This window comes from Streptomyces sp. NPDC091281, assembly GCF_044757425.1.
GTDB lineage: Bacteria > Actinomycetota > Actinomycetes > Streptomycetales > Streptomycetaceae > Streptomyces.
Map to the genome: position 1 here is coordinate 757,216 of NZ_JBIVUY010000001.1, position 23,464 is coordinate 780,679.

22 protein-coding genes are annotated in these 23,464 nt (G+C 74.2%); 10 read left to right on the top strand and 12 right to left on the bottom strand.

Translation table 11 applies throughout. The features are described from left to right. Positions 1-68: 68 nt before the first annotated feature. Positions 69-920 (top strand): hypothetical protein, encoded by an 852-nt coding sequence (locus ACIQPQ_RS03310; protein ID WP_401299051.1) that lies wholly within the window; start codon positions 69-71, stop codon positions 918-920. On the opposite strand, the gene ACIQPQ_RS03315 is transcribed toward ACIQPQ_RS03310, so the two are convergent. Beyond that, entirely contained in the window at positions 869-1,513 is a 645-nt protein-coding gene (locus tag ACIQPQ_RS03315) for a DUF6879 family protein (protein ID WP_401299054.1), read from the bottom strand. The genes ACIQPQ_RS03310 and ACIQPQ_RS03315 overlap by 52 nt on opposite strands. Then, positions 1,506-1,775: a hypothetical protein gene (locus ACIQPQ_RS03320; RefSeq protein WP_383771476.1), complete on the bottom strand. Its 270-nt coding sequence runs from the start codon at positions 1,773-1,775 to the stop codon at positions 1,506-1,508. Before ACIQPQ_RS03320 ends, ACIQPQ_RS03315 begins: the two co-directional genes overlap by 8 nt. Before the next feature lie 228 nt (positions 1,776-2,003). On the opposite strand from ACIQPQ_RS03320, the gene ACIQPQ_RS03325 reads away from it, so the two are divergent. From ACIQPQ_RS03325 to ACIQPQ_RS03340, 4 genes are all read left to right on the top strand, one after another. After that, on the top strand, positions 2,004-2,414 hold the full coding sequence (locus ACIQPQ_RS03325) for a hypothetical protein (RefSeq protein ID WP_401299057.1): 411 nt from the start codon (positions 2,004-2,006) through the stop codon (positions 2,412-2,414). After that, a complete protein-coding gene (locus tag ACIQPQ_RS03330) occupies positions 2,411-4,549 on the top strand; it encodes a tetratricopeptide repeat protein (protein WP_401299060.1) in 2,139 nt (712 codons plus the stop codon). The genes ACIQPQ_RS03325 and ACIQPQ_RS03330 overlap by 4 nt, the downstream gene beginning before the upstream one ends. A 174-nt stretch (positions 4,550-4,723) precedes the next feature. After that, positions 4,724-5,698: an alpha/beta hydrolase gene (locus ACIQPQ_RS03335; protein ID WP_401299063.1), complete on the top strand. Its 975-nt coding sequence runs from the start codon at positions 4,724-4,726 to the stop codon at positions 5,696-5,698. A 2-nt stretch (positions 5,699-5,700) separates the two neighbouring features. After that, positions 5,701-7,047, top strand: coding sequence for an MFS transporter (locus ACIQPQ_RS03340; protein ID WP_401299066.1), 1,347 nt, complete (start codon positions 5,701-5,703; stop codon positions 7,045-7,047). Positions 7,048-7,075: 28 nt separating this feature from the next. Here ACIQPQ_RS03340 and ACIQPQ_RS03345 read toward each other — a convergent pair whose 3' ends face one another. Further along, complete coding sequence (locus ACIQPQ_RS03345; RefSeq protein ID WP_401299068.1) at positions 7,076-7,675, bottom strand: DoxX family protein; 600 nt, start codon at positions 7,673-7,675, stop codon at positions 7,076-7,078. Positions 7,676-7,831: 156 nt separating this feature from the next. Here ACIQPQ_RS03345 and ACIQPQ_RS03350 point away from each other — a divergent pair, with 156 nt between their 5' ends. After that, positions 7,832-8,158, top strand: a complete 327-nt coding sequence (locus tag ACIQPQ_RS03350) for a nuclear transport factor 2 family protein (RefSeq protein ID WP_401299071.1) — start codon at positions 7,832-7,834, stop codon at positions 8,156-8,158. Between the two features lie 283 nt (positions 8,159-8,441). Here ACIQPQ_RS03350 and ACIQPQ_RS03355 read toward each other — a convergent pair whose 3' ends face one another. From ACIQPQ_RS03355 to ACIQPQ_RS03365, 3 genes are all read right to left on the bottom strand, one after another. After that, positions 8,442-9,416, bottom strand: a complete 975-nt coding sequence (locus tag ACIQPQ_RS03355) for a small ribosomal subunit Rsm22 family protein (RefSeq protein ID WP_401299074.1) — start codon at positions 9,414-9,416, stop codon at positions 8,442-8,444. A 145-nt stretch (positions 9,417-9,561) separates the two neighbouring features. After that, on the bottom strand, positions 9,562-10,671 hold the full coding sequence (locus ACIQPQ_RS03360; RefSeq protein WP_383771619.1) for a serine hydrolase domain-containing protein: 1,110 nt from the start codon (positions 10,669-10,671) through the stop codon (positions 9,562-9,564). Between the two features lie 11 nt (positions 10,672-10,682). Further along, positions 10,683-12,026, bottom strand: a complete 1,344-nt coding sequence (locus ACIQPQ_RS03365; protein WP_401299077.1) for a multidrug effflux MFS transporter — start codon at positions 12,024-12,026, stop codon at positions 10,683-10,685. Positions 12,027-12,107: 81 nt separating this feature from the next. On the opposite strand from ACIQPQ_RS03365, the gene ACIQPQ_RS03370 reads away from it, so the two are divergent. The 3 genes from ACIQPQ_RS03370 to ACIQPQ_RS03380 all read left to right on the top strand — a co-directional run bounded on the left by ACIQPQ_RS03370 (position 12,108) and on the right by ACIQPQ_RS03380 (position 14,896). Next, positions 12,108-13,202: a Gfo/Idh/MocA family protein gene (locus ACIQPQ_RS03370; protein ID WP_401299080.1), complete on the top strand. Its 1,095-nt coding sequence runs from the start codon at positions 12,108-12,110 to the stop codon at positions 13,200-13,202. Between the two features lie 163 nt (positions 13,203-13,365). Beyond that, positions 13,366-13,989 carry a TetR/AcrR family transcriptional regulator gene (locus ACIQPQ_RS03375; RefSeq protein WP_401299083.1) on the top strand — a complete coding sequence of 208 codons (624 nt, stop codon included), beginning with the start codon at positions 13,366-13,368 and terminating at the stop codon, positions 13,987-13,989. A gap of 163 nt (positions 13,990-14,152) precedes the next feature. After that, complete coding sequence (locus ACIQPQ_RS03380) at positions 14,153-14,896, top strand: bifunctional DNA primase/polymerase (protein ID WP_401299086.1); 744 nt, start codon at positions 14,153-14,155, stop codon at positions 14,894-14,896. 22 nt (positions 14,897-14,918) lie between these two features. Here ACIQPQ_RS03380 and ACIQPQ_RS03385 read toward each other — a convergent pair whose 3' ends face one another. The 6 genes from ACIQPQ_RS03385 to ACIQPQ_RS03410 form a co-directional block, all read right to left on the bottom strand. Then, a complete protein-coding gene (locus ACIQPQ_RS03385; RefSeq protein ID WP_401299629.1) occupies positions 14,919-15,827 on the bottom strand; it encodes a hypothetical protein in 909 nt (302 codons plus the stop codon). A gap of 73 nt (positions 15,828-15,900) precedes the next feature. Continuing rightward, the gene (gene efeU, locus ACIQPQ_RS03390) at positions 15,901-16,794 is read right to left on the bottom strand and encodes an iron uptake transporter permease EfeU (protein WP_401299089.1); all 894 of its coding nucleotides are present in this window, start codon (positions 16,792-16,794) and stop codon (positions 15,901-15,903) included. 5 nt (positions 16,795-16,799) lie between these two features. Continuing rightward, entirely contained in the window at positions 16,800-18,164 is a 1,365-nt protein-coding gene (gene efeB, locus ACIQPQ_RS03395; RefSeq protein WP_401299092.1) for an iron uptake transporter deferrochelatase/peroxidase subunit, read from the bottom strand. Between the two features lie 22 nt (positions 18,165-18,186). Next, positions 18,187-19,332: an iron uptake system protein EfeO gene (gene efeO / locus ACIQPQ_RS03400; protein WP_401299095.1), complete on the bottom strand. Its 1,146-nt coding sequence runs from the start codon at positions 19,330-19,332 to the stop codon at positions 18,187-18,189. A 262-nt stretch (positions 19,333-19,594) separates the two neighbouring features. Beyond that, a complete protein-coding gene (locus ACIQPQ_RS03405) occupies positions 19,595-20,428 on the bottom strand; it encodes a heme ABC transporter ATP-binding protein (protein ID WP_401299098.1) in 834 nt (277 codons plus the stop codon). Positions 20,429-20,779: 351 nt separating this feature from the next. Further along, complete coding sequence (locus ACIQPQ_RS03410; protein ID WP_401299101.1) at positions 20,780-21,883, bottom strand: FecCD family ABC transporter permease; 1,104 nt, start codon at positions 21,881-21,883, stop codon at positions 20,780-20,782. 62 nt (positions 21,884-21,945) lie between these two features. On the opposite strand from ACIQPQ_RS03410, the gene ACIQPQ_RS03415 reads away from it, so the two are divergent. Then, positions 21,946-23,421 (top strand): HtaA domain-containing protein, encoded by a 1,476-nt coding sequence (locus tag ACIQPQ_RS03415; protein WP_401299104.1) that lies wholly within the window; start codon positions 21,946-21,948, stop codon positions 23,419-23,421. Positions 23,422-23,464: the final 43 nt, after the last annotated feature.

Consider the following 23,464-nt stretch of genomic DNA (forward strand, 5'->3'; position numbering starts at 1 on the left):
CCTTCCGGGCCCCAACAGAGCTGACGAAGCAGGGCCGTTGGCGTGCCCGGCTCCTGTACGTTCCTGCCATGAAGCAGGGTAAAGAGATCGAGGGCGCCGAGTCGCGCTTCGGAGCGGTGCTGCTGGCGGCAGCGAAGCTCCCCGGCGTGCGGATCGACAGGGAGGCGTACCTCCGCAGTGCGCTGGCCCGCCACTGCTCCGAGGACGACATCCGCACAGCGGTGCTGGAGAGCCCCGCGGCAGCGGGCATTCCCGCCGGGATTCTCGACAAGGTGGCCAACGACTCCATCCGGTACGAGACCGGCAAGGTCAGCGCTCTCTCCGCCGCTGCCGGGATACCCGGCATCCTCGCTCTTCCCGCCACCGTGCCCGCCGACATGGCCCAGTACTTCGGCCACATGGTGCGGATCGCACAGAAACTCGCGTACCTCTACAGCTGGCCCGACCTGTTCTCCGACGAGGGCGACGACGTCGATGACGCGACCATGGGGGTCCTCACGCTGTTCTTCGGCGTTATGTTCGGGACCCAGTCGGCCAACGCCGCCGTGGGAAAAGTCGCCGGGATGATGTCGAAGCAGGCCGCCAAGAAGCTTCCGCAGAAGGCACTCACCAAGGGTGTCATCTACCCGATCGTGAAGAAGGTCGCCGCCTACCTAGGCGTCCAGATGACGAAGCAGTCCTTCGCGAAAGGTGTCTCGAAAGCCATCCCCATCGTCGGAGCCGTGCTCTCCGGTGGACTCACCCTCGCGACCTTCCTTCCGATGGCCCGGAGACTCAAGACGCACCTCTCCGGGCTGGAGCTGGCGAATCCGTCGAACCCCGCCGCGCACGGCGAAGCCGAGGTGACCCAAGGCCCCTTCGCCACCCCCTACATCAAAAGGCGCGACGCGGACGCCCCCGCCGACGCCCTGGACATCTGAGGCGCGGGGAGCGGGGCGATCTCCCGTTCGAAGAAGGCGCGGAATTCCTCGCCCCGTTCGTACAGCGCGTCGAATCCGGTGTTCGTCTCGCGGATCAGGGACCGGTCGGTGTAGCGGTTCGCTCCGGCCGCTTTCCCGTTCTCGTAGACGACCTCGTACATCACGGATTCCCCCAGGACCACCACTTCGGGAACCGGGTGCATCTGCTCGATGTCCGCGATGTCGCGGGCGTCGAGAATCCTGATGGCGTCGCCCAGATCGACGCGGACGCGGAGGACGTGCAACTCCCACTGCACGTAGGGAGTGATCGGGAATTCCACCACGCGGAGACGGCGGTGCGGAATTCCCAGCTCCGTGGCCCGGCGTAGTTCCGCGGCGTAGTTCTCGCGGCCCTCGTCGGCCAGGGACAGGGCCGCCTCCCAGTCGCCCGCCGCGAACGCCTCCCAGCTCGCGAAGCCGTGCTCCTCGAAGTGCTGTCCGCGCTCCAGCTTGTTCAGGAAGCCGACGCCGCGGACGTACGACCGGCCGAGGTCCTTGTGGTAGGCGGGGCGGTCCAGGCGCTCCGAGACGCCGTCGGGGAAGGAGTCAAACATGCGGGATGTCCGGCTTCGCCGCGATGAGCATGGTCCTCGGGATGACCACGACACGTTCGTCCGGCCCGACCGAGACACCGTCGGGCAGGGTCCCGCCGAGCGACTGCGTGAGATCACGGCCGATGACGGCGAAGTCCCCGTTGGTGAGTTCCCAGATGTCAGGACAGTCGGGGGTTCCGGAAGTGATTCCGAGTTCCTGTGGTGATTTCCCCAGACGTTGCTTGAAATGCGCGTCCGGGTCCGCTTCCCAAGGCCTGGCCATTCACGTCGCCCCCTCGATCCGTCACCTGGCCGAACTGTAGCGTGCGACACCTCCGTCCAACCATGCGTTTCACCCCGACCGGAAGGGCAATGGCGGGGATTGACCCCTCCTTGTCTCATGTTGCTCCGGGGTGGAATGATGTTGATTACGAAGAACGCCGTGCCGAATCCTGGCAGGCACGTTTCTCCCGTTGCGCTGTCGGTAAAACGAGTGAACGGAGTGATGGTTGTGGACCCGGAAGTGGCCGCCCTCGCACAGAGCGCAGGAACCGCCCTGGTCACCTTGATGGCAGCAGACGCCTGGCAGCGCACGCGCGACGGATTCGCCCAGCTCTGGCGGCGGAGACAACCCGAACGGGCCGACATCGTGGCCGCCGAGTTGGACACGGGGCGCGAGGACGTGCTGGCCGCCGTCGCGGCACACGACCAGGAGACCCTCGACGAACTGCGCCTCCAGTGGCAGGGCTTCGTACGGCGTCTCATCGCCGCCGGCCCCGCCGCCGCCCAGGACCTGCGCGGACTGCTGGACGAACTCGATCCCGACGGCTCCGCGTCCCGCGGGGTCACCCAGCACGCCACCGGGTCCGGCCGGGCCCGGATCTACCAGGCCGGACGAGACCAGCACATCACCGAACGATGACGGGCGGCATGGACGGCCACGCCGAGGACCAGGGACGGATCTTCCAGGCGTCCGGCGACCAGCACATCAACGAACACCACCACTACGCCGCCGGGGACGGTGCCGGGGCCGGCGGCCCGGACTCGGTGCGCCGACCGGCCGTGGGGCGGCCCCCCGTCGTGCTGCGCGACCGCCACGAGGTGATGGACCGGCTGCGGGCGAGCGTCGCGGCCGGACGCGGCGGCGAGGTCTACGTCCTGTACGGCATGGGCGGTTCGGGGAAGACGGCCGTGGCGTGCGCCCTCTTCCAGGAAGTCGCCGCCGAGCAGGGCCGGGCGGCCCTGTGGGTCAACGTCGCCGACCGGGCGGGCCTGCGCGGCGGCATGCTCGCCGTGGCCGCCGACCGCGGCGCCGAGGACGGCGAACTGCTCGCCGCCCGCACCGGCCTGCGCCCGGCCGCCGACCTCGTCTGGCGCTACCTCGACCGGTCCGCCGAACCCTGGCTCCTCGTCCTCGACAACGCCGACGAGCCGGAGATCCTCCGGGACGGCAGCTGGCTCCGCAGCAGCCCGCGCGGCATCGTCGTGGTGACCACCCGTCGGGCCGCGGCACGCTGGTGGCCGGGGGCGGAGCTCCAGCACATCGGCGTCCTGCCGCGCGAGGACGCCGCGCTCGTCCTGCGCGACCTCGCCCCCGACAGCGGGACGTCGGAGGAAGCGGCGCGGATCGCCGACCGGCTCGGCCGGCTGCCGCTCGCCCTCACCCTGGCCGGAGGCTTCCTCTCCCACCAGGTCCTCGACCCCTGGACGATGGACGTCTACGGACGCCATCTGGACGGCGACGACGGAGACGAACGCGTCCAGCTCATCGACCGGGGAGCCGACGCGCTCTCCCACGCCGACCCACGGCATCTGGTCGGCCTGACCTGGCAGTTGACCCTCGACACGTTCGAGGCGCGCGGACTGCCCGAGGCGGTCGCCCTGCTCAGACTGCTGGCCCGGTTCGCCGCCGAACCCCTCCCGCCGGCCCTGCTCAACCACGAGGCCGTCAGCGGTGTCCTTCCCCGGGCCCGCGCCGAGACGGCGCTGCGGGCCCTGCTCGACCAGTCGCTGTCGGAACTGGTCGACGTCGTCGGCACACGCTGCGTGCAGAGCCATGGCGTCCTCCTCGACAGCGTCGCCGCGGCGACCCCCGCCGCCCTGCTGCCCGCACTCGACGCGACGGCCGTCCGGCTGCTCGACGCGGCCGTGCCCGCCGTGCCCGACGCGGGCCCCCACGAGCCGCGGCTGCGCCTCCTCGTACCGCACGCCCTCGCCCTGCTCAGACGCGTCGGAACGGCGTCGGCCGCCGCGGCGACGGCCACGGCGACGCGGCTGTCCGTCGCCCTGCACCGCACCGGCGACTACCTCTCGGCCTGGGAGACGTCCCGCACCGCCGCGGACCTCGCGCAGCGGCTGCTCGGCGCGGACGACCGCACCGTCCTGGCCGCCCGGTCCCGAGCCGGACGCGCCCTGTTCCGGCTGGGCAGGTACGCGGAGGCGGAGCCGCTGTTACGCCAGGTCAGGGCCCGCCAGGCGGACCTGTTCGGAGCGGACGACCCGGACACCCTCGACACCTCGTACGGCCTTCAGCTCGTGCTGGGGAACACCGGACGACGCGACGAGTCGGTGCCCCTGTTACGGACCACCGTCGCCGGTCGGCGCTCGGTCCTCGGCCCCGCGCATCCGCTGACCCTGCGCGCTCGCGCCGGACTGCTGGAGATGCTGCCCGCGACCGAGGTCGTCACCGAGGAGGACGGCGCGCTGCTGTGGCTCCCCTCCGAGTGCGACCGGCTCCTCGGCCCCGAGCACACCGTGACCCTGGGCGCCGGACACAACCACGCCTGGGCCCTGTACCTCCTGGGCCGCTACGACGAGGCCGACCGCGAGATACGGCAGGTCACCGAAGGCTATCTGCGCCGCTTCGGGCCGGAGTACCCGATCGTGCTCGCGGCCCGGCAGATGCTCTCCCGGACCCGGAACGCGCTCGGCCACGTCGACGAGGCGATCGCGCAGATGACGGACGTCGTCGCGCGGCGCGAACGCGGCCTCGGCCCCGATCACCCCTTCACGGCCGCGGGACGGCAGCTCCTGGAGGCGTACCGGGCGGGCTCCTGACCCGGCGGCGCGCGCGCCGTGGGCCATCTCACCGGCGTGGGGCCGTGCGGTGGTGCGGTGGGGGATGGGAGGGTGGGGTGGTCATGTGGCTTCGGGGGGTCAGATGCCTGCCGGAGCAAGGGAGTTGGTCCGGCGCCGGGGATCGGGCGTCGGGGTGCGGCAGGAGAGGTGGGCATGACCGTCACCGTGCACGAACCCTCGCCGGGGGTGCGGCGGATCAGTCTGGACGCCGACGGGGTGCCGCTGTCCGCGCTGCTCGCCGAACCCGCGGGCGGTGCCGCGCCCCGCGCGCTCGTCGTCGCCGTGCACGGCGGGGGCATGAACGGCGCGTACTTCGACGGCCGCGCCCACCCCGACCAGTCGCTGCTCACCCTCGGCGCCCGCCTCGGCCTCACCGTCCTCGCCGTCGACCGGCCCGGCTACGGCGACTCCCGCGCCCTCCTCCCCGACGGCGTCGGCCTCGACGAGCAGGTGCTGCGGCTGCGCGCCGCCGTCGCGGACTTCGCCGCCCGCCACGACACCGGCCGCGGCGTGTTCCTCCTCGCCCACTCCTACGGCGGCAAGGTCGCCCTCCGGGCCGCCGCCGAACCCGGCCTGCCCGGCCTCCTCGGCGTCGAGGTGTCCGGCTGCGGCCACGTCTACGCCCTCGACCCCACGGAGCTGTCCCGCGGCGTCGACGACCGGGTCCGGCTGCGCCGCAGCTGGGGCCCGCTGCGGCTCTACCCGCCGGGCACCTTCCTGACGCTCCAGCACATGGTGGAGCCCGTGCCCCCGGACGAGAGCGCCGAGTTCGCCCGCTGGCCGGAGGAGTTCGGCGCCGTCGCGCCCCGCGTCCACGTGCCCGTACGGCTCACCTTCGCCGAGCACGAGGCCTGGTGGCGGCACGACGACGCCACCCTCGCCGACCTCGCCGCCCGCTTCACCGGCACCCCGCGCCTCACCGTGGAGCGGCAGTCCGCCGCCGGGCACAACCTCAGCCTCGGCCGCGTCGCCCGCGCCTACCACCTGCGCGCCCTCGCCTTCCTGGAGGACTGCCTCGCCGCCCGACCCACCCCCACTGAGCCCGCCGGGACGGCCGAGACCGCCGCGCCCACGGTGACCACCGCGGCCGTGCACCTCGCCGGACCCGCCCCCGCCCTGGCCGACTGACCGTGCGCGCGCGGCTCCGGCACACCTTCCGGTCGCTGGCCGTCCGCAACTTCCGGCTCTTCGCGATCGGCCAGGTCCTCTCCGTCTCCGGCACCTGGATGATGGTCGTCGCCCAGGACTGGCTCGTCCTCTCCCTCACCGACGACTCCGCGACCGCCCTCGGCGCCGTCACCGCCGCCCAGTTCACCCCCGTCCTCCTCCTCACCCTGTACGGCGGCCGCCTCGCCGACCGCCACGACAAGCGGCGCCTGCTCATCCTCTGCAACTCCGTCTCCGGCGGCTGCGCCCTCGTCCTCGCCCTCCTCGACCTCGGCGGCGCCCTCAAGCTCTGGCACGTCTTCGCCTTCGCGCTCTGCCTCGGCACCGTCAACGCCGTCGAGGTCCCCACCCGCATGTCGTTCGTCAGCGAGATGGTCGGCCCCGACCTCCTCCCCAACGCCTCCTCCCTGAGCGCCGTCTACTTCAACCTCGCCCGCGTCCTCGGCCCGGCCGCCGCCGGTGCCCTCATCGCCGCCTCCGGCACCGGCACCGTCATGGCCCTCAACGCGGCCAGCTACCCGGCCGTCGTCGCCGGACTGTGCATGATGCGCACCGCCGAACTGACCCGCGCCCCGCGCGACGCCACCGCCCGCCTCACCGACGGGCTGCGCCACCTCGCCGCCCGCCCCGACCTGGTCGCCCCGATGGCCCTCGTCCTCTTCGTCGGCCTCTTCGGGATGAACTTCCACCTCACCCTGCCGCTGCTCGCCAAGACCGTCTTCCACGCCGACGCCGCCTCCTTCGGCCTCCTCACCACGGCGTTCGCCGCCGGGTCCCTCCTCGGCGGTCTCGCCGGTACGGCCCGGCGCGGGCGGCCGTCGGCCCGGACCGTCACCGGGGCCGCCCTCGCGTTCTGCGCGCTGGAGACCGCCACCGGCTGGGCGCCCACGTTCGCCGTCGCGGCCGTCCTGCTCACCGCCACCGGCTTCGCCACCATCTACTTCGCGCAGGCCGCCAACCACCGCATCCAGCTCGGCAGCGACCCCCGCTACCGGGGGCGCGTCCTCGCCGTCTACACCCTCGTCATGCAGGGGACCACCCCGCTCGGCGGGCTCCTCGTCGGCTGGCTCTCCGCCCGCCTCGGCGCCCGCAGCGGCCTCTACACTGGCGGCCTCGCCTCCCTGGCGGCCACCCTCGCCGTGATGGCAGTCGTACGGCTCCGGGAGCGGCGGGCGGCGCCCGCGGAGGCCACGTCCGCGAAGGCGGAGCCCCCCTCCGCGACGGCGGAGCCTCCCTCCGCGAAGGCGCCGGAGGCCTTCCGGGCGGACCGGCAGCCCGGCGCCGTACAGCCCGCCGACGCCCCCGACTGACCCGCCCCCGGGCGCCTCACAAAGCCCCTCACTCCTCGAACAGCGTCCCCTGCTCGCCCCGTTCCGCCTCCTCGCGCCGTCGCAGGCGCCGGTTGCGCAGGCCGACGACCAGGGCCGCGGCGGTCGCCGTGGCGCCCAGGGCGGCCGGGACCATCCAGCTCCGGTCGGCGGTGTGGCCCAGGGCCTGGTCCAGGGAGAGGCGGCCGGGGCCCGCGATCGCGAGGCCCGCCGCGGTCAGGCCGAGGGTGGCGGCGTACTCGTAGCCGCCGCTCTGCGCGAAGAAGCCGTTCGGCGTGTGCACGGCGGAGGCGCCCGCCATCGCCCCGGCCGCCGCCGCGCCCGCCGCGGGCGTCGCCAGGCCCAGCGCCAGCAGCGTGCCGCCGCCCGCCTCGGCCAGGCCCGCTGCGGCGGCGCTCGCGCGGCCCGGGGCGTAGCCGACGGACTCCATGAACTCTCCGGTGCCCGCGAGGCCGTGCCCGCCGAACCAGCCGAACAGCTTCTGCGCGCCGTGGGCGGCCAGCGCCCCGCCCGCGCCCAGCCGCAACAGCAGCAGACCCACGTCGCGTCGGTCGGGGGCGGCGGAGACGGCGGTGGCGGCCGTGGCGGCGACGGCGGCGGAACTGGTCACGGTGACTCCCGGTGCGGACGGAACCCCCTGCCCGTCCACCGTGGCACCACCGCCCCGGCCCCGCCCCGCCCGGACGCCGTTCGGGTGGCGGAGCCGGGCGACGGGGCGGCGGGGCTCCGGTGGCGGGGTGTGCGGCGCGGTGTGAGGCTGGCGCCCATGACGATCCAGACCGCGAAACTGTCCGACCCGGCCGTGCGGGCCTTCGTCTCCGCCGTCAACGCCCATGACCGGGAGGCGTTCATGAACCTCCTCACGGCGGACGCGACCATGGCCGACGACGGCTCCGACCGCGACCTCGCGGACTGGGTCGACCGGGAGATCTTCTCCTCGCACGGCCACCTGGAGGTCGACAACGAGTCGGCCGGAGGGCGGGCGCTGGTGGCCCGCTACAGCAACGACACCTGGGGCGAGATGCGGACCCGGTGGACCTTCACGGTCGACGACGACGGGCACATCTCGCGCTTCGAGACCGGGCAGGCGTGACGACGCCGTACCGCGCCCGCCGTCGGCGGTGAGTGTGCGGCAGCCGTTCCAGGAGCCGGTGCGTACCTCGCGGTCCTGCGCGAGGTCCACCCCCACCCGGCTCCTGGAACGGCTGCCGTCCCCCCATCGGTGCGGTCTGCGCTGCGGACTGCGGAAGCTCCGCCCTCCATCTGTGAAGCTCTTGTGGAGGTGACCATGAGCATAGGTCTCCGACCGGCGCGTATGGGGCGGAATCACTAAATCCGCTTGTGCAGGTTGATGCTTCACTCATCGCGGTGCCGGGTCACGGCGGCCAGGCGTCGCCCCAGTCGGCGTCCCGCGCCGCCTTGTACAGGTCCCCGTGCCGCTTCGTCACCGTCGTGCGCGCCAGCCGCCCGTCGGCCTCGCACAGGTCGAGCAGCACCTGCCCCTTGCGGATCTGCGGACGCCGTACGACGCGGGAGGGCGCCGGGGCGGCCGGGAGGCGGGTGGCGGCGACGTAGCCGAACTTCTCGTCCTCGTACGGCAGCGAGCCCCCCTTGACCTGCCGGTGCAGCGAGGAACGCGCCACCCGCGCCGAGAAGTGGCACCAGTCCGTGCCGGGCACGATCGGGCAGGCGGCGCTGTGCGGGCAGGGCGCGGCGATCCGGAACCCGGCGGCGACGAGACGGTCGCGGGCCTCGATGATCCGGGCGTAGCCGTCCGGGGTGCCCGGTTCGACGAGGACGACCGTCTGCCCGGCGGAGGCCGCCGCGTCCACGAGCGCGGTGCGGTCGGGGGCCGACAGTTCGTTGAGGACGTACGAGACGGTGACCAGGTCGGCCGGGTCGAGGGCGAGGGCGGCGCCGACCCGGGCCCGCTGCCAGCGGACCCCGTCCAGCGTCGGGTGCCCGGCGGCCAGTTCGCGGCCCAGGGAGAGCGCGGGCTCGGCCCAGTCCAGCACCGTCACCGGGCGCCTGCCGGGCCAGGTCGCGCCGACCGCCCAGGTCGCCGCGCCGGTCCCGCCGCCGACGTCGACATGGCTGGCCGGGGTCCACTCCGGCACGGTGTCCGCGAAGGCGGCGAGCGCGGCGCGTACGGCCTCGAAGGTGGCGGGCATGCGGTACGCGGCGTACGCGGCGACGTCGGCGCGGTCACGCAGGATCGGGGCGTCCGTCGGGGTGGCCCCCCGGTAGGTGGCGATGAGCCGCTCCACGGCCCGCGCGGCCTGCCGCGGCGGCAGCCCGTCCAGCACGTCCCGGAGCGCACCGGCCGGGGAGAGGGATACGGGGTCGTTCACCCGGTGATTCTACGGGCGGTCCCCGACCCTTCCCGCCGCCCCGACCGCACGCCTCCCGACCGCACGCCTCCCGGCCGCACGTCGCTCGACGGCACCAGCCCCCGCCCCGGCCGCCGTCTCGCGGTACCTCGGGAGGGCCCGTTCCTCAGCGCACCGCCCGCCGCAGCCGGGACCCCGCCGCCGCGCGGGGGCGGCTGTCGGGCTTGCCCCGGCGGGGGTGGACCGTGTTGGCCAGCAGGACCAGGAAGGTGTCCGTCGCCGGGTCCAGCACCAGGGACGTGCCGGTGAAGCCCGTGTGGCCCGCCGCGCCCGCGCCCGCGAGGTCGCCCATGAACCAGGGCTGGTCCACGGCGAAGCCGAGGCCCGGCGGGGTGAGGAGGAGTTCCGCGAAGTCGGGGCCGAGGATGCGCGCGGGACCGTAGGAGCCGCCCGCCAGCAGGGTGCGGCAGAACACCGCCAGGTCGCGGGCCGTGCCGAAGAGGCCCGCGTGCCCGGCCACCCCGCCCAGCGCCCACGCGTTCTCGTCGTGCACCTCGCCCCGCAGCGGGCCCCGGTCCGCCTTGGCCCACGGCCGCCGCTGGTCCTCGGTGGCCGCCGCGTCGGGGCACGGCCCGAAACGGGTCGCCGTCATCCCCAGCGGGCGGGTGATCCCCTCGTGCACCAGCACGTCCAGCGGGCGTTCGGTGAGCCGTTCCAGGAGGTGCTGGAGCAGCAGCATGTTCAGGTCCGAGTAGACGTACGTCCCCGGCGGCCCCGCCGGGGCCTCGGCGCGCAGCAGCTCCAGCCGCTCCGCGGCGTCCGCGCAGTCGTACAGCGGCAGTTCGGGGCGCAGGCCCGAGGTGTGGGTGAGGAGCTGGCGGACGGTGACGCCGTGCGCGTCGGCCGCCCGGAAGTCGGGCAGGTAGGCGCCGACCCGCGCGTCGATGCCGAGCCGCCCCCGCTCGATCTGCTGCACCGCCGCCACCGCCGTGAACAGCTTCGTCAGGGACGCCAGGTCGAAGGGCGTGTCGACGGTCATCGGGACACGCGAGCGCGCCGGGAGTTCGACGCCCGCCCCGGCCTCCGCGTCCCAGCCGCCGTACCGCACCGCCCAGCCCGCCGCCTCCTCCACGGCGATCACCGGGCCGCGCCCCGCGACCAGCACCACGCCCGCCGCCCAGGGCCGCACCCCCAGCGTCAGGGCGCGCACCTCCCGCACCAGACGCCGCGTCTCCTCGGGGTCCAGCCCCGCCCGTTCCGGGCTGTCGGCCCGCAGTCTCGGCGCGCTCAGCGCTCCGCTCCTTCCGTCCCCGCCCCGGCGGCCTCTCCCGCCCCGGCGCCCTCTCCGGCCCCGGCGGGCTCCGTGTCCCGTCCGGGACGGCACAGTGCCACGAAGCAGCCGAGCGCGACGACCGCGGCCACCAGCTGGACCACCGCCATCGGCACGGCCGTGTCCTCCCCGGCGATGCCCACCAGCGGGGAGGCCACCGCGCCGATCGCGAACGAGGACGTGCCGAGCAGCGCCGACGCCGAACCCGCGGAGTGCCGCACCCGCAGCAGGGCCAGCGTCTGCGCGTTCGGCAGGGCCACGCCCATCGCCGACATCAGCACGAACAGGGCCACCGCCACCGGCACCAGCCCGACCTTCCCGAACACCCCGGTCGTCATCAGCAGCAACGCCGTCGCCGCCAGCAGCACCACCCCGAGGCCCGCCGCCAGCGCCCGGTCCAGCCGCACCCGGCCCACCAGCACCTTGCCGTTGATCTGGCCCACCACGACCAGCCCGACCGAGTTCACGCCGAACAGCAGGCTGAACGTCTGCGGGGAGGCGCCGTAGATCTCCTGGATCACGAACGGCGACGCCGAGATGTACGCGAACAGCGCGGCGAAGGCGAAGCCGCCGGTGAGGAGGAAGCCGGTGAAGGGCGGGTCGGCGAGGAGGCGCCGCATCGAGTGCAGCGCCTCGCCGACCCCGCCCGCGTGCCGCTCGGTGGCGGGCAGCGTCTCCGGCAGCCGCGCCGCGACCACCCCGGCCAGCACCACCCCGACGACCGTCAGGACGACGAACACGCCCCGCCAGTCCGTGACCCGCAGGATCTGCCCGCCCACCAGCGGCGCCACCACCGGCGCGGTCCCCGAGATCAGCATCAGCGTGGAGAAGAAGCGGGCCATCGCCACACCGTCGTACAGGTCGCGCACCACCGCCCGCGCGATTACGATCCCGGCCGCGCCCGCCAGGCCCTGCGCCAGCCGGAACGCGATCAGCGCCTCCACGGTCGGCGCCAGCGCGCACAGCGCGGTCGCCACGACGTACACCGCGAGACCGGCGAGCAGCGGCCTGCGGCGGCCCCAGCGGTCGCTCATCGGGCCCACCACCAGCTGGCCGAGGGCCATGCCCGCCAGGCAGGCGGTGAGGGTGAGCTGCACCGTCGCGGCGGGCGCGTGCAGCGCGTCGGTGACCTGCGGCAGCGCCGGGAGGTACATGTCCATCGCCAGCGGCGGCGTCGCGGTCAGCCCGCCCAGGACGAGGGTGACCAGCAGCCCCGTCCGGCGCGCCGCCCGCACGGGCGCGGCCACCGCCTCCCGCGCCACGTCCGGTATCGCCCCGCCCGTCGCCCCACCCTCGGGCATGTGACCCCTCCCTCTCCGTCATCAGCGCCACCTATGCTCTCAGCTCGGACGGACTGCTGGGACGGCACGAGGGCGGGCGGGATGACGACGGGCACGGGTACGGGTGCGGGTTCGACTGCGGGGACGGGCGCGGGGGCGGCCGCGGGCGCCGGGGCGGACCCGGCGGGGACGGACCCGGCGGTGGCGCCGGTGCGGTGGGGCATCCTCGCCACCGGCGGGATCGCCGCCTCCTTCACCGCCGACCTCATCGACCTCCCCGACGCCGAGGTCGTCGCGGTCGCCTCCCGCACGGAGACCTCCGCACGCGCCTTCGCCGAACGGTTCGGGATCACGCGGGCCTACGGCGACTGGGACGCCCTCGCCAAGGACGCCGACGTCGACGTCGTCTACGTCGCCACCCCGCACGCCGCGCACCGGGCCGCCGCCGGGCTCTGCCTGGAGGCCGGACGGCACGTGCTGTGCGAGAAGGCGTTCACGCTCAACGCGCGCGAGGCCCACGAACTCGACGCCCTCGCCCGCGACCACGACCGCTTCCTCATGGAGGCGATGTGGATGTACTGCCACCCCCTCGTGCGGCGGCTCAAGGCCCTCGTCGACGACGGCGCGATCGGCGAGGTACGGACCGTGCAGGCCGACTTCGGCCTCGAAGGGCCCTTCCCGCCCTCGCACCGGCTGCGCGACCCCGCACAGGGCGGCGGCGCCCTCCTCGACCTCGGCGTCTACCCGGTCTCCTTCGCCCACCTCCTCCTCGGCGAGCCGAGCGGGATCGCCGCACAGGCCACGCTCTCCGCCGAGGGCGTCGACCTCCAGACCGCCGCCGCCCTGTCCTGGGACTCCGGCGCGCTGGCCGCCCTGCACTGCTCCGTCGTCGGCGGTACGGGCACCACGGCGTCGGTGACCGGCTCGCGGGGCCGCATCGACCTCCCGGCGGGCTTCTTCCACCCCGACCGGTTCGTCCTGCACCGCGACGGCCGCGACCCCGAGGAGTTCACCGCCGACCCCGCCGACGGCCCCCGCACCACCCTCCGCCACGAGGCCCGCGAGGTCATGCGCGCCCTCCGCGCGGGCGAGACCGAGTCCCCGCTCGTCCCCCGCTCGGGCACCCTCGCCGTGATGCGCACCCTGGACACCCTCCGGGAGCGGGTGGGGGTGCGGTACCCGGGGGAGGAGGGGTAGCGGCTCCGGGGCCGTCGGCTGGGCTGTGACGGTGGCGGGGCTGTGCCGGTGGCGCGGGCGGGCCGGCGGCGCGGCGGTGCCCGCGGGCTCGGCCCATGCGGCGGGCCCGAGGCGTGGCCCCGTGGCGAGACGGGGCGTCTCACCGGCTTGGTACGGTCGTGCCATGGTCACCCAGCCCGGCAAGTCGGCCCCCGCCCCCGCCCGCCGCAGCGAGAAGTCCCGGCACGCCATCTACGCCGCCGCCCTCGCCCTGGTCGCCGAGGTCGGCTACCCGCGGACCACCGTCGAGGGCATCGCCGCCCGCGCGGGCGTCGGCAAGCAGACGATCTACCGCTGGTGGGACTCCAAGGCCGACGTCCTCCTGGAGGCCTTCCTCGACATGGCGCAGAACACCGCCGAGACCGCCGGGCAGGACACCTACGCCCTCCCCGACACCGGCGACCTCGCCACCGACCTCAAGGCCGTCCTGCGCGCCACCGTCGACGAACTCCTCGACCCCCGCTTCTCCGCCCCCTCCCGCGCCCTCGCCGCCGAGGGCCTGGTCAACGAACAGCTCGGCCGCGAGTTCGTCGCCAAGCTCCTGGAACCCCAGCTCCAGCTGTACGTCGACCGCCTGGAACGGGCCCGCGACGCCGGACAGCTCCGCCCCGGCGTCGACCCCCGGATCGCCCTGGAGCTGTTCGTCTCCCCGCTCGCCCAGCGCTGGCTCCAGCACACCGGCCCGATCTCCCACGCCTACACCGACACCCTCGTCGACTACGCCCTGCACGGCCTCGCGCCCCGCTGACCCCGTCGTGGACCGTCGTGCGCCTGCCGCGCGCCCGGTGCGCTCCCCGTACCTCCGCAGCCCCTGCCCCACCTGCCCCTTTTAGGTGCTCAGCACCCCCGATGCGCAGGATGGTGGGACGATGAGGCATGCTGTCCGCACCACAGCTGAGGCGAGGCGATAGATGAGCGCGGAGTTCGGCGGCCGGACCGGCCGGCAGGGCAGGATCTCCCAGTGGCTGCGTGGCCGCCGCCCCAAGGAGTCCGCCGCTGCCGCCGACGAGGGCGGCCGGGAGGCCCTGCTGCTCGCCGCCGCCGGGGCCGGGCTCCCGCTGGCGCCCGCCGCGCACCCGGTCTCCGGGTACCGCTGTTCCTGCGACCGCGTCGGCTGTCCCACGCCCGCCCGGCACCCGGTGTCCTTCGCCTGGCAGACCCAGTCGACCACCGACCACGCGCAGATCGAGCGGTGGGCCCGCCACCAGCCCCAGGCCAACTTCATCACCGCCACCGGCATGACCCACGACGTCCTCGACGTCCCCCTGGAGGCCGGTCAGGAGGCCCTGGACCGGCTGCTCGGCGCGGGCGTCGACGTCGGCCCGGTCGCGATCGGCGACGACGGCCGCATGCTGTTCTTCACCCTCACCCGGGGCACCCCCGAGGACGAGGACGAGTGGTGGCCCTGCGAGCTGGACTGCCACCCCGAGACCATGGACGAGCACCCCGGCCTGCGCTGGCACTGCCGCGGCTCCTACGTCCTCGTGCCCCCCGCCCGCCTCCCCGGCGACGACGGCGAGTCCGTCCACTGGCTGCGCGGCCCCGAGCACCCGCTGCCCGACCCGCTGACCCTCCTGGAGACCCTGACGGACGCCTGCGCCCGTCACGCCGGGGTCGAACCGGACCACACCACCGCCTGGCCGTCCCGCCACTGACCCGACCGGCCGCGAGCCCCCGCTACTCGCCCTTCGCGCCCGTCAGCCCCTCCAGGCGGCTCAGCAGCCGCACCTTCCCGCCCGAGCCCGCCGCGGAGCCGGTCGGGGTGACCGCCACCTCGTTCGCCACGAACTCCATCGTCAGCGACTGCTTGATCTCGCCGGCGGTCAGCGCGCGGACACTCTGGTTCGGCGTCGGCACCGACGCCCCGGCCGCCGCCGTCTGCTTCACGTAGTGCCGGGACGCGAAGAACACCACCGCGCCGCCGTCCGCCGTCCGCAGCGCCAGCGGCGCGAAGTCGCCCTCGGTCAGCGGCTCGTCGATGTACTGCGTCGCAAGCCCCGGCCTGCTGGAGTTCTTCGCGCGCGTCGCCCGCAGCTCACTCGTGTGCGCGCCGTCCGCGAACACGGCCCCACCGCTCTTCAGGTACGCCGTGTAGTCCGCGCTCAACTGCCCCGGCGTACGCGCCAGTCCGGTCGCGTCCACGGGCACCGCCCGCGCCCAGCCGTCCTCGTCCACCGCGAACTCCGGCAGCGCGCCCGGCGCCGTCAACGTCAGATAGGCCGCCTGCCAGGGCGCCGCGAGCCCGGCCCGCGTGAACACCAGCACCCAGCGCGCGTCCCCGCCCTTGTTGGCCCGCGCGTCCGCGACGAACCAGCGCGGCCAGCCCGGCTTCTCGGGGATCGTGTACCGCACGTCCGACAGCGCCAGCGGCGTGTGATCCGGGTTGCCGTCAGGGTGGTTGACCCGCCCCGCTCTCAACCGGGCCGCGTCGATCACCCCGAGCGCGCCCGTCGTCCGACCCGCGTCGAGGGAACCGTCGTACGCCGCGTCCGCCGCGTTGTACGCGGACGTGAACCCCGCGACCGCCTCCGCCGCTTCGGCCCTCGTCGCGGCCGGGAGCACCGCCCGCTCCCCGTGCACCACCACACAGCCGCTCGCCGCCAGGGAGACCACGGCGAGCGAGGCGGCGGTCAGCGCGCGCCGACGACGGCGCACGCCGTCACGGACGCGGCGCCCCGGGCGCCCCGGGCGTCCGGTCTTCGGGCTGCTTTCCCTGCTCATCAGGCGACGTCACCCTCCCCTTCCCGGAGGCGAACCCTACCGGGGCGAGGAACAGCGCGAGCGTGGGGACGAGGTACAGCAGCCACACCGTGACCTGGACGACCGTCGGGTCCGGCTGGAAGTTGAACACGCCCTTGAGCAGGGTCCCGTACCAGCTGTCCGGCGGAATCGTCCCGCTGATGTCGAAGGCCTTGTCGGTCAGCCCCGGCAGCCAGTCGGCCTCCTGGAGATCGTGCACCCCGTACGCCAGGACGCCCGCCGCGACCACGACCAGCATGCCGCCGGTCCAGGTGAAGAACTTCGCCAGGTTGATGCGCAGCGCGCCCCGGTAGAACAGCCAGCCCAGCAGCACCGCCGTCGCGAGGCCCAGGGCCACCCCGATCAGCGGGCGCGGGGTGCCGTCCCCCGCCGCGTGCACCGACGCCCACACGAACAGCGCGGTCTCCAGGCCCTCCCGGCCCACCGCGAGGAACGCCGTCGCGACCAGCGCGCCCGTGCCCATCGCGAGCGCCGCGTCCAGCTTGCCGTGCAGCTCCGCCTTCAGGTGCCGGGCGGTGCGCCGCATCCAGAACACCATCCACGTCACCAGCACCACCGCGAGGATCGACAGCGAACCGCCCAGCGCCTCCTGCGCCTCGAACGTCAGCTCCTGCGAACCGAATTCGAGCGCCGAGCCGAAACCCAGCGCGAGCAGCACCGCCACCGCGATGCCCGTCCACACCGGCCGCAGCGCGTCCCGCCGGTCCGTCTTCACCAGGTAGGCGATGAGGATGCAGACCACGAGACTGGCCTCCAGGCCCTCCCGCAGTCCGATCAGATAGTTGGAGAACAAGGCCCTTACTCCTTCTCGGAGAACAGCGCCCGGCCCCACCAGTCGTCCTGGTCGCGGACGCCGGGCGGGATCGCGAAGACCGCCGAACCCACGTGCTGGATGTACTCGTTGAGCGCGTCACCGGCCAGATTCCGCTGGACCCGGACGAAGCCCTGCGCCAGATCGCGCTGGTAGGCCAGGAAGAACAGGCCCGCGTCGAGCCTGCCGAGCCCGTCGGTGCCGTCGGTGAAGGAGTAGCCGCGCCGCAGCAGCGTGGCCCCGCCGTTGGAGTCCGGATGCGCGAGACGGACGTGCGCGTCCGGCAACATCGCCTTCAGGAACGGCTCGTCGCGCTCCTTCGCCTTGCCGACCGGCGCGCCCTCGCCCTTGTCGCGGCCGAAGACGTCCTCCTGCTCCTGCAACGACGTACGGTCCCAGGTCTCGATGTGCATCCGGATGCGCCGCGCGACCAGATACGAACCGCCCGCCATCCAGGCCGCGTTCCCCGACTCGTCCCGCTCGCCGACCCACACGAACTTCTTCAGCCGGTCCGTCTCGGTGCCCGCGATGTTGCGGGTGCCGTCCTTGAAGCCCATCAGATTGCGCGGCGTCTGCGCGTCCGGCGTCGTCGACGACGTCTTGCCGAAGCCGAGCTGCGACCACCGGATCACCACCCGCCCCATGCCGATCCGGGCCAGGTTGCGGATCGCGTGCACCGCGACCTGCGGATCGTCCGCGCACGCCTGCACACACAGATCGCCGCCGCTGCGCCGCGGGTCCAGGTTGTCCCCGGCGAACTTCGGCAGCTCCACCAGCCCCGCCGGACGCCGGTCCCCGAGACCGAACTTCCCGAACAGGGACGGCCCGAAGCCCACCGTCAGCGTCAGACGGCTGGGCTTCAGCCCCAGCGCCTCCCCGGTGTCGTCCGGCGGCGCCTCGGCGAGACCGCCGTACGCGCCCTCCCCGACCGCCTCGCCCGCCGCCATCCGCCGCGCCGCCGCCGTCCAGTCCTTCAACAGGGCGACCAGCGCGGCCCGGTCGGTGGTCGTCACGTCGAACGCGGCGAAGTGCAGCCGGTCCTGGACGGGCGTGGCGATGCCCGCCTGGTGCGCGCCGTGGAAGGGCACGGCCGGTCCGGCGTCCGCCCCGGCCGGAGCCGTGTCGTCACCCGCCCCGGACACCGCGACGGCGCCCCCGGCCACCGCGGCACCGAGCGCCAGCCCGGCCCCGCCCCAGCCGAGCACGGAGCGCCGGCTGGGAGCGGGGGCGGGGGCGGCAGCGCCGTCGGCGGCGCTGCCGGGAGAGGTGGCCGCGGGGGGTGGGGCGTCGGAGCCGGTCGCTGATCCGGGTTCCTCGGGGTGGGAGCCCTTCCCGGATTCCGTGTCCGTCATGACGGATGCCTCCAGCTCGTCGCTACTGCTTGGCGGCGACCGCGGCGGCGAGCTTCGACAGCGGCTCGGCCAGCGCGTTCACCGCGTCCGAGAGCTGCCTGCGGTCCGCCTCACCGACCTTGTCGTAGGACGTGAAGTCGTACGACGACGTGTTCGGCCGGTACTTGTCCAGCAGGGTGTTCAGCGCCGCGAACTGCTTGTCCAGCTCGGTGACGAGCGCCGCGTCGTTCTCCCGCGCGACCGGCTTGAGCAGCTCGTACGACTGCTCGGCGCCCTCGACGTTCGCCTTGAAGTCGACCAGGTCGGTGTGCGAGTAGCGCTCCTCCTCGCCGGTGACCTTGCCGGTGGCGACCTCGTCCAGCAGCTCCTTGGCGCCGTTGGCCATCGAGGTCGGGGTGATCTCCGCCTTGCCGACCCGCTTCTGCCAGTCGGTGAGGTCCACGGTCAGCTGGTCGGCGAGGGCCTTGTCCTCGGCGGTGATCTTCTTGTCCTGCCAGAGGGACTTCTCCAGCCGGTGCCAGCCGGTCCACTTCTGGCCGTCCTCCAGGCCGTCCGCGCGGACGTCGACCTTCGGGTCGATGTCGCCGAAGGACTCCGCGACCGGCTCGGTGCGCTCCCAGCCGATCCGCGACGGCGCGTAGGCGGCCTTCGCGGCCTCCAGGTTCCCGGCCTTCACCGCCGCCACGAAGGTCGCCACCTTCGGCAGCGTCTCGTCGGCCTGCGCCTGCGCGTACGAGCGGTAGGCGGCGACGGCCTTGTCCAGGCGGGGATCGCGCTTGGCGGCCTTGCCGCCGGTGACCTTGAGGTCCTGGCGGATGCCGTCGCCCTTCATGCCCGGCTTGCACGCGATGCGGTAGTCACCGGCCTTCACCTCGGCGGTGACCCGCTGCTTGGTGCCGGGGCCGATGTTCTCGCGCTCCGTGACGACCCGGTCGTCCGGGAAGAGGAGGTAGACCTCGGTGACCTTCGAGCCCTTGTTCTCGATGTCCAGCTCGACCCGCCCGGCGCCGATCTCCTTCGCCGAGGTGTCGCACTTGTCGTCCGTCGCGGTCACCGTGATGACGCGGTCGCCGTCGGCGGAGCCGCTCTTCTCGGTGCAGCCCGTGACGGCGGTCAACGCGGTCACGGCGGCGACGGCGGTGACGACGGAGAGTCTGGCGGCGCGCATTCGGGCTCCCAGCGTGGCTGAAAAGTGAGGTTCTGGTGGGTGGAGAAACGTGTGCTGGCCGCACCCAAGGTCGGTGAGGCTTGCCTAACTTATCCAAGGCTTACCTGCCGAATACCCTGCCTCGCCGTGATTCAGCTCTCATAGGGAGCGGAGGGGCACGACTCGATCACGGTGGCTCAAAACGGAACTCATGAGCGGGTCAAGGGCGGGCAAAGGGGGAGCGGGCGGGCGCTTGGAGGGGGTGGCTCGGGCGGTGAGGAGGTCAGGTGCGGGTGGGGTGCGGGGTGCGGCGGGCGGTGACCAGGACGGTGCCCGTCCGGGGGTGCGGGAGGACCTCCACCGGCTGGTCGTAGACCTCCGTCAGCAGCTCCTCCGTGAACACCTCGGCGGGCGGGCCGTCCGCCGCGACCAGGCCCGCGTGCAGGACCGCCACCCGGTGCGCGTGCGCGGCCGCCAGACCCAGATCGTGCAGGACCACGACCACCGCGTCCCCGGCCGCGGCCCGCTCCCGGCAGACCCGCAGCACCAGCTCCTGATGCTTCAGGTCCAGCGCCGCGGTCGGCTCGTCCAGCAGCAGCAGCGGGGTGCGCTGGGCGAGGACCCGCGCCAGCGCCACCCGGGCGCGTTCCCCGCCGCTCAGCGCGGAGAACGGGCGGGCCGCGAAAGCCGTCACCTCCGTCGCCGCCATCGCCTCCGCGACCGCGAGATCGTCCTCGACGGGGGAGGCGGGGTGCGGGGCGCGGCCCATACGGACCACGTCCTCCACCGGGAACGGGAAGGAGAGAGTGGCCGCCTGGGGGAGTACGGCCCTGCGCAGCGCCAGTTCGGGGGCGGTCCACTCGGTGACCGGGCGGCCGTCGAGACGGACCGTCCCGCGGGCGGCGGGCAGGTCGGCGGAGAGCGCCGCGAGGAGGGTGGACTTTCCGGCACCGTTCGGGCCGACGAGGGCGAGGACCTCGCCCGCGCGGACGGGGAGATCCACACCGCGCAGGACGGCCCGGCCGCCGAGGCCCACGTGGAGGCCGGACGCCTCCACGAAGAGATCGCCTGCGACGGGCCTCACGGGGGGAGCGGGACGGGGACGGAGGAGTCTCATGGGGTGGGGTCCTTGGGGGGGGTGGGAGGGGGAGGGGGCGAGGTGGTGGGTGGGCTGGCGCGGAGGCGGTGGCGGAGGTGGAGAAGCGTGGCCGGGGGACGCCGGGTGAGGGGGCCGACTTGGACGCCCGCTGTCCAGCCCACCGAGACGGGCGGTTGTGGGTGGGCAGGCGCCGTGGCGGAGGTGGAGAGGCGTGGCCGGGGGATGCCGGGTGAGGGGGCCGACTTGGACGCCCGCTGTCCAGCCCACCGAGACGGGTGGTTGTGGGTGGGCAAGCCCCGTGACGGAGGCGGAGAAGCGTGACCGTGGAACGCCGGACGAGGCGGCCGACCCCCCCCGCCCACAAACCCCTCACGCCCAACCCCCCTGCCGCCGCCGGGTCCGACGGAGCAGCCAGAAGAAGAACGGGCTGCCGAGCAGTGCCGTGAGGACGCCGAGGGGCAGCTCCGCCGGGACGGCCACCGTGCGGGCGGCGAGGTCCGCCCCGAGCAGGGTCAGCGCGCCGAGCAGCGCGCTGCCGGGGACGAGGAACCGGTGCCCCGGCCCGGCCACCATGCGCAGCAGATGCGGTACGACGAGGCCGACGAAGCTGATGATGCCGGACACGCTCACCGCCGCCGCCGTGAGCAGCGCGATCACCAGGATCAGCACGATGCGCAGTTTCTCGACCTCCACCCCGAGGTGCCGGGCGGGACGTTCGCCGAGGGCCAGGAGGTCCAACCGCCGCGAGTACAGGGGCGCGAGGGCCAGCCCGATCACCGCGCACGGCAGGACGGCCAGCACCTTGGGCCAGGTGGCCTGCGCCAGCGACCCCAGCTGCCAGAACGTGATCTGCTGCACGGCCGCCGCGTCCGCGAAGAAGAGGCAGAGCCCGATCAGCGCGCCCGCGAACGCGTTCACCGCGATCCCGGTGAGGATCAGCGTCACCACCTCGGTGCGGCCCCCGGAGCGCGACATGACGTAGACGAGGAGGACGGTGGCGAGTCCGGCGGCGAAGGCGAACGCGGACACCGTCCAGTTGCCGAGGAAGTTCATCCCGAACGCGATGGAGACGACCGCGCCGACCGCCGCCCCGGAGGAGATCCCGATCACGCCGGGCTCGGCGAGCGGGTTGCCGAACACGCCCTGCATGAGCGCGCCCGCGCAGCCCAGCGAGGCGCCGACGAGCAGCGCGAGCACGATCCGGGGGAACCGCACGTTCCACAGCACCGATTCCGCGACCCGGTCCAACGCGGCGCCGCCGAGGCCGAGTCGGTGCTGCACCGAGGAGAGCACGTCCCCGACGGGCACCGGATAGGCGCCGAGTCCGGCGGCCACCGGCACCAGCAGCAGGAGGGCGAGGGCGAGCCCCGCGGTGAGCAGCCACGCCGGGCCGCGTCGCGCGCGGCGCCTCGGGGCGGCCGTGGCCGTCGTAACGGAATCGGTGCCACCGGCGGTCTTGTCCAGGACGGTCATGCCTGAAAGCTTAGGTTAGCCTTACCTTCGCTCGCTACCGGCCGCCTATCCGGAGGACCCCCATGCCCGCGCGCCCCCGCGCCCTGGCCACCGCCGTGACCACGGCCCTCGCCGTACTCGGCGCGGCCCTCCTCACGGCCCTGCTGCCGGCCTCCGCCGCGCACGCCGCGAACCGCACCGTGCAGGGCGGCCGCTTGGACTGGGGCGTCAAGGCCTCGTTCCAGAGCTACGTCACCGGGCCCATCGCCAAGGGAAGTTACTCCCTGACGGGCGGCGCGGGAACCGTCGGCGCCGGATTCCGCTTCCACTCGGCCATCGGCAGCTACGACGACGCGACGGGCGCCTTCCGCGCCTCCTTCTCCGGCGGGGTGCACTTCCGCGGCCACCGGACGACCTCGGGCGCGTACCAGCTCGACCTCACCCTCAGCCGGCCCACCGTCCGGATCGCCGGGTCCTCCGGGACCCTCTACCTGGACGTCTCCAGCAAGGCGAAGGACACCGGGGCGGTCACGACGTCCTCACAGGTGCCCTTCGCCTCCCTCTCCCTGGGCGGCATCGACATGCGCGGCGGCGGCACCTCGGTCGTCCTCAACAACCTGCCCGCCACCCTCACCGCGCAGGGCGCCCGCTCCTTCGCCGGGTACTACACGGCCGGCACCCGCCTCGACCCGGTGAACCTCGCCGCGGACGTACGGCCCGCCGCGAAGAAGACGGGGAAGCAGACCCCGAAGCCGTCGTCCCCGTCCGCCGGGCCGTCCGAGTCGGCCTCGAAGAAGGCCGGTTCCGGTGCCGCGAAGGGCGCCCTCAAGGACGGCGCCGTCGACTGGGGCGTACGCCGCACCTTCCGCGAGTACGTCACCGGCGACATCGCCCGCGGCACCTGGACGCTGACCGGCGGCGCCCGCGACGGCGGCGCCCTCTTCCGCTTCACGGGCGGCCGGGGAACCCTCACCGGGGGCGAGTTGACCGCCACCTTCCGGGGAGCGGTCCGCTTCACCGGCAAGGACGGCCTGGACCTCACGCTCGCCGCGGTCCGCGCCACCGTCCGCAAGGGCACCGGCACCCTCTCCGCCGACGTCACCAGCCCCGGCTTCAGCGGCAGGAAGGTCGCGCTCGTCACCTTCCCCGCGAAGAACCTCACCGCCCGCGAAGGCCTCGCCCGCGTCACCGAGGCCCCGGCGAAGCTCACCGCCGACGGTGCCAAGGCGTTCAGCTCGCTGTACCGGGCGGGCACCGAGATGGACCCGCTCTCGCTGGCCGTCGCCCTCACCGACGACGCCCGCCTCCCGGCCCTGCCCGACCTCGGCAGCGCGCCCACCACGACCCCCACCCCCACCGCCACCCCGTCGTCCACGGCCCCCGAGACCGCCGCCACCCCCGTGGCCCAGGCCTCCACGGACGACGACGGCCCCCCGGTCCTGCCGCTCGCGGCCGCGGCCGGTGCCCTGCTGCTGGCCGCCGCCCTCGCGGCGGTCGCGGTCCGCAGGCGCCGTACCCGCACCGCGTCCGACGCCCCCGCCGAGGACCGGACTCCCTGAATCCGTACGCCGGTCGGCCGCCCCCGCGGCCCGGCCCCACCCA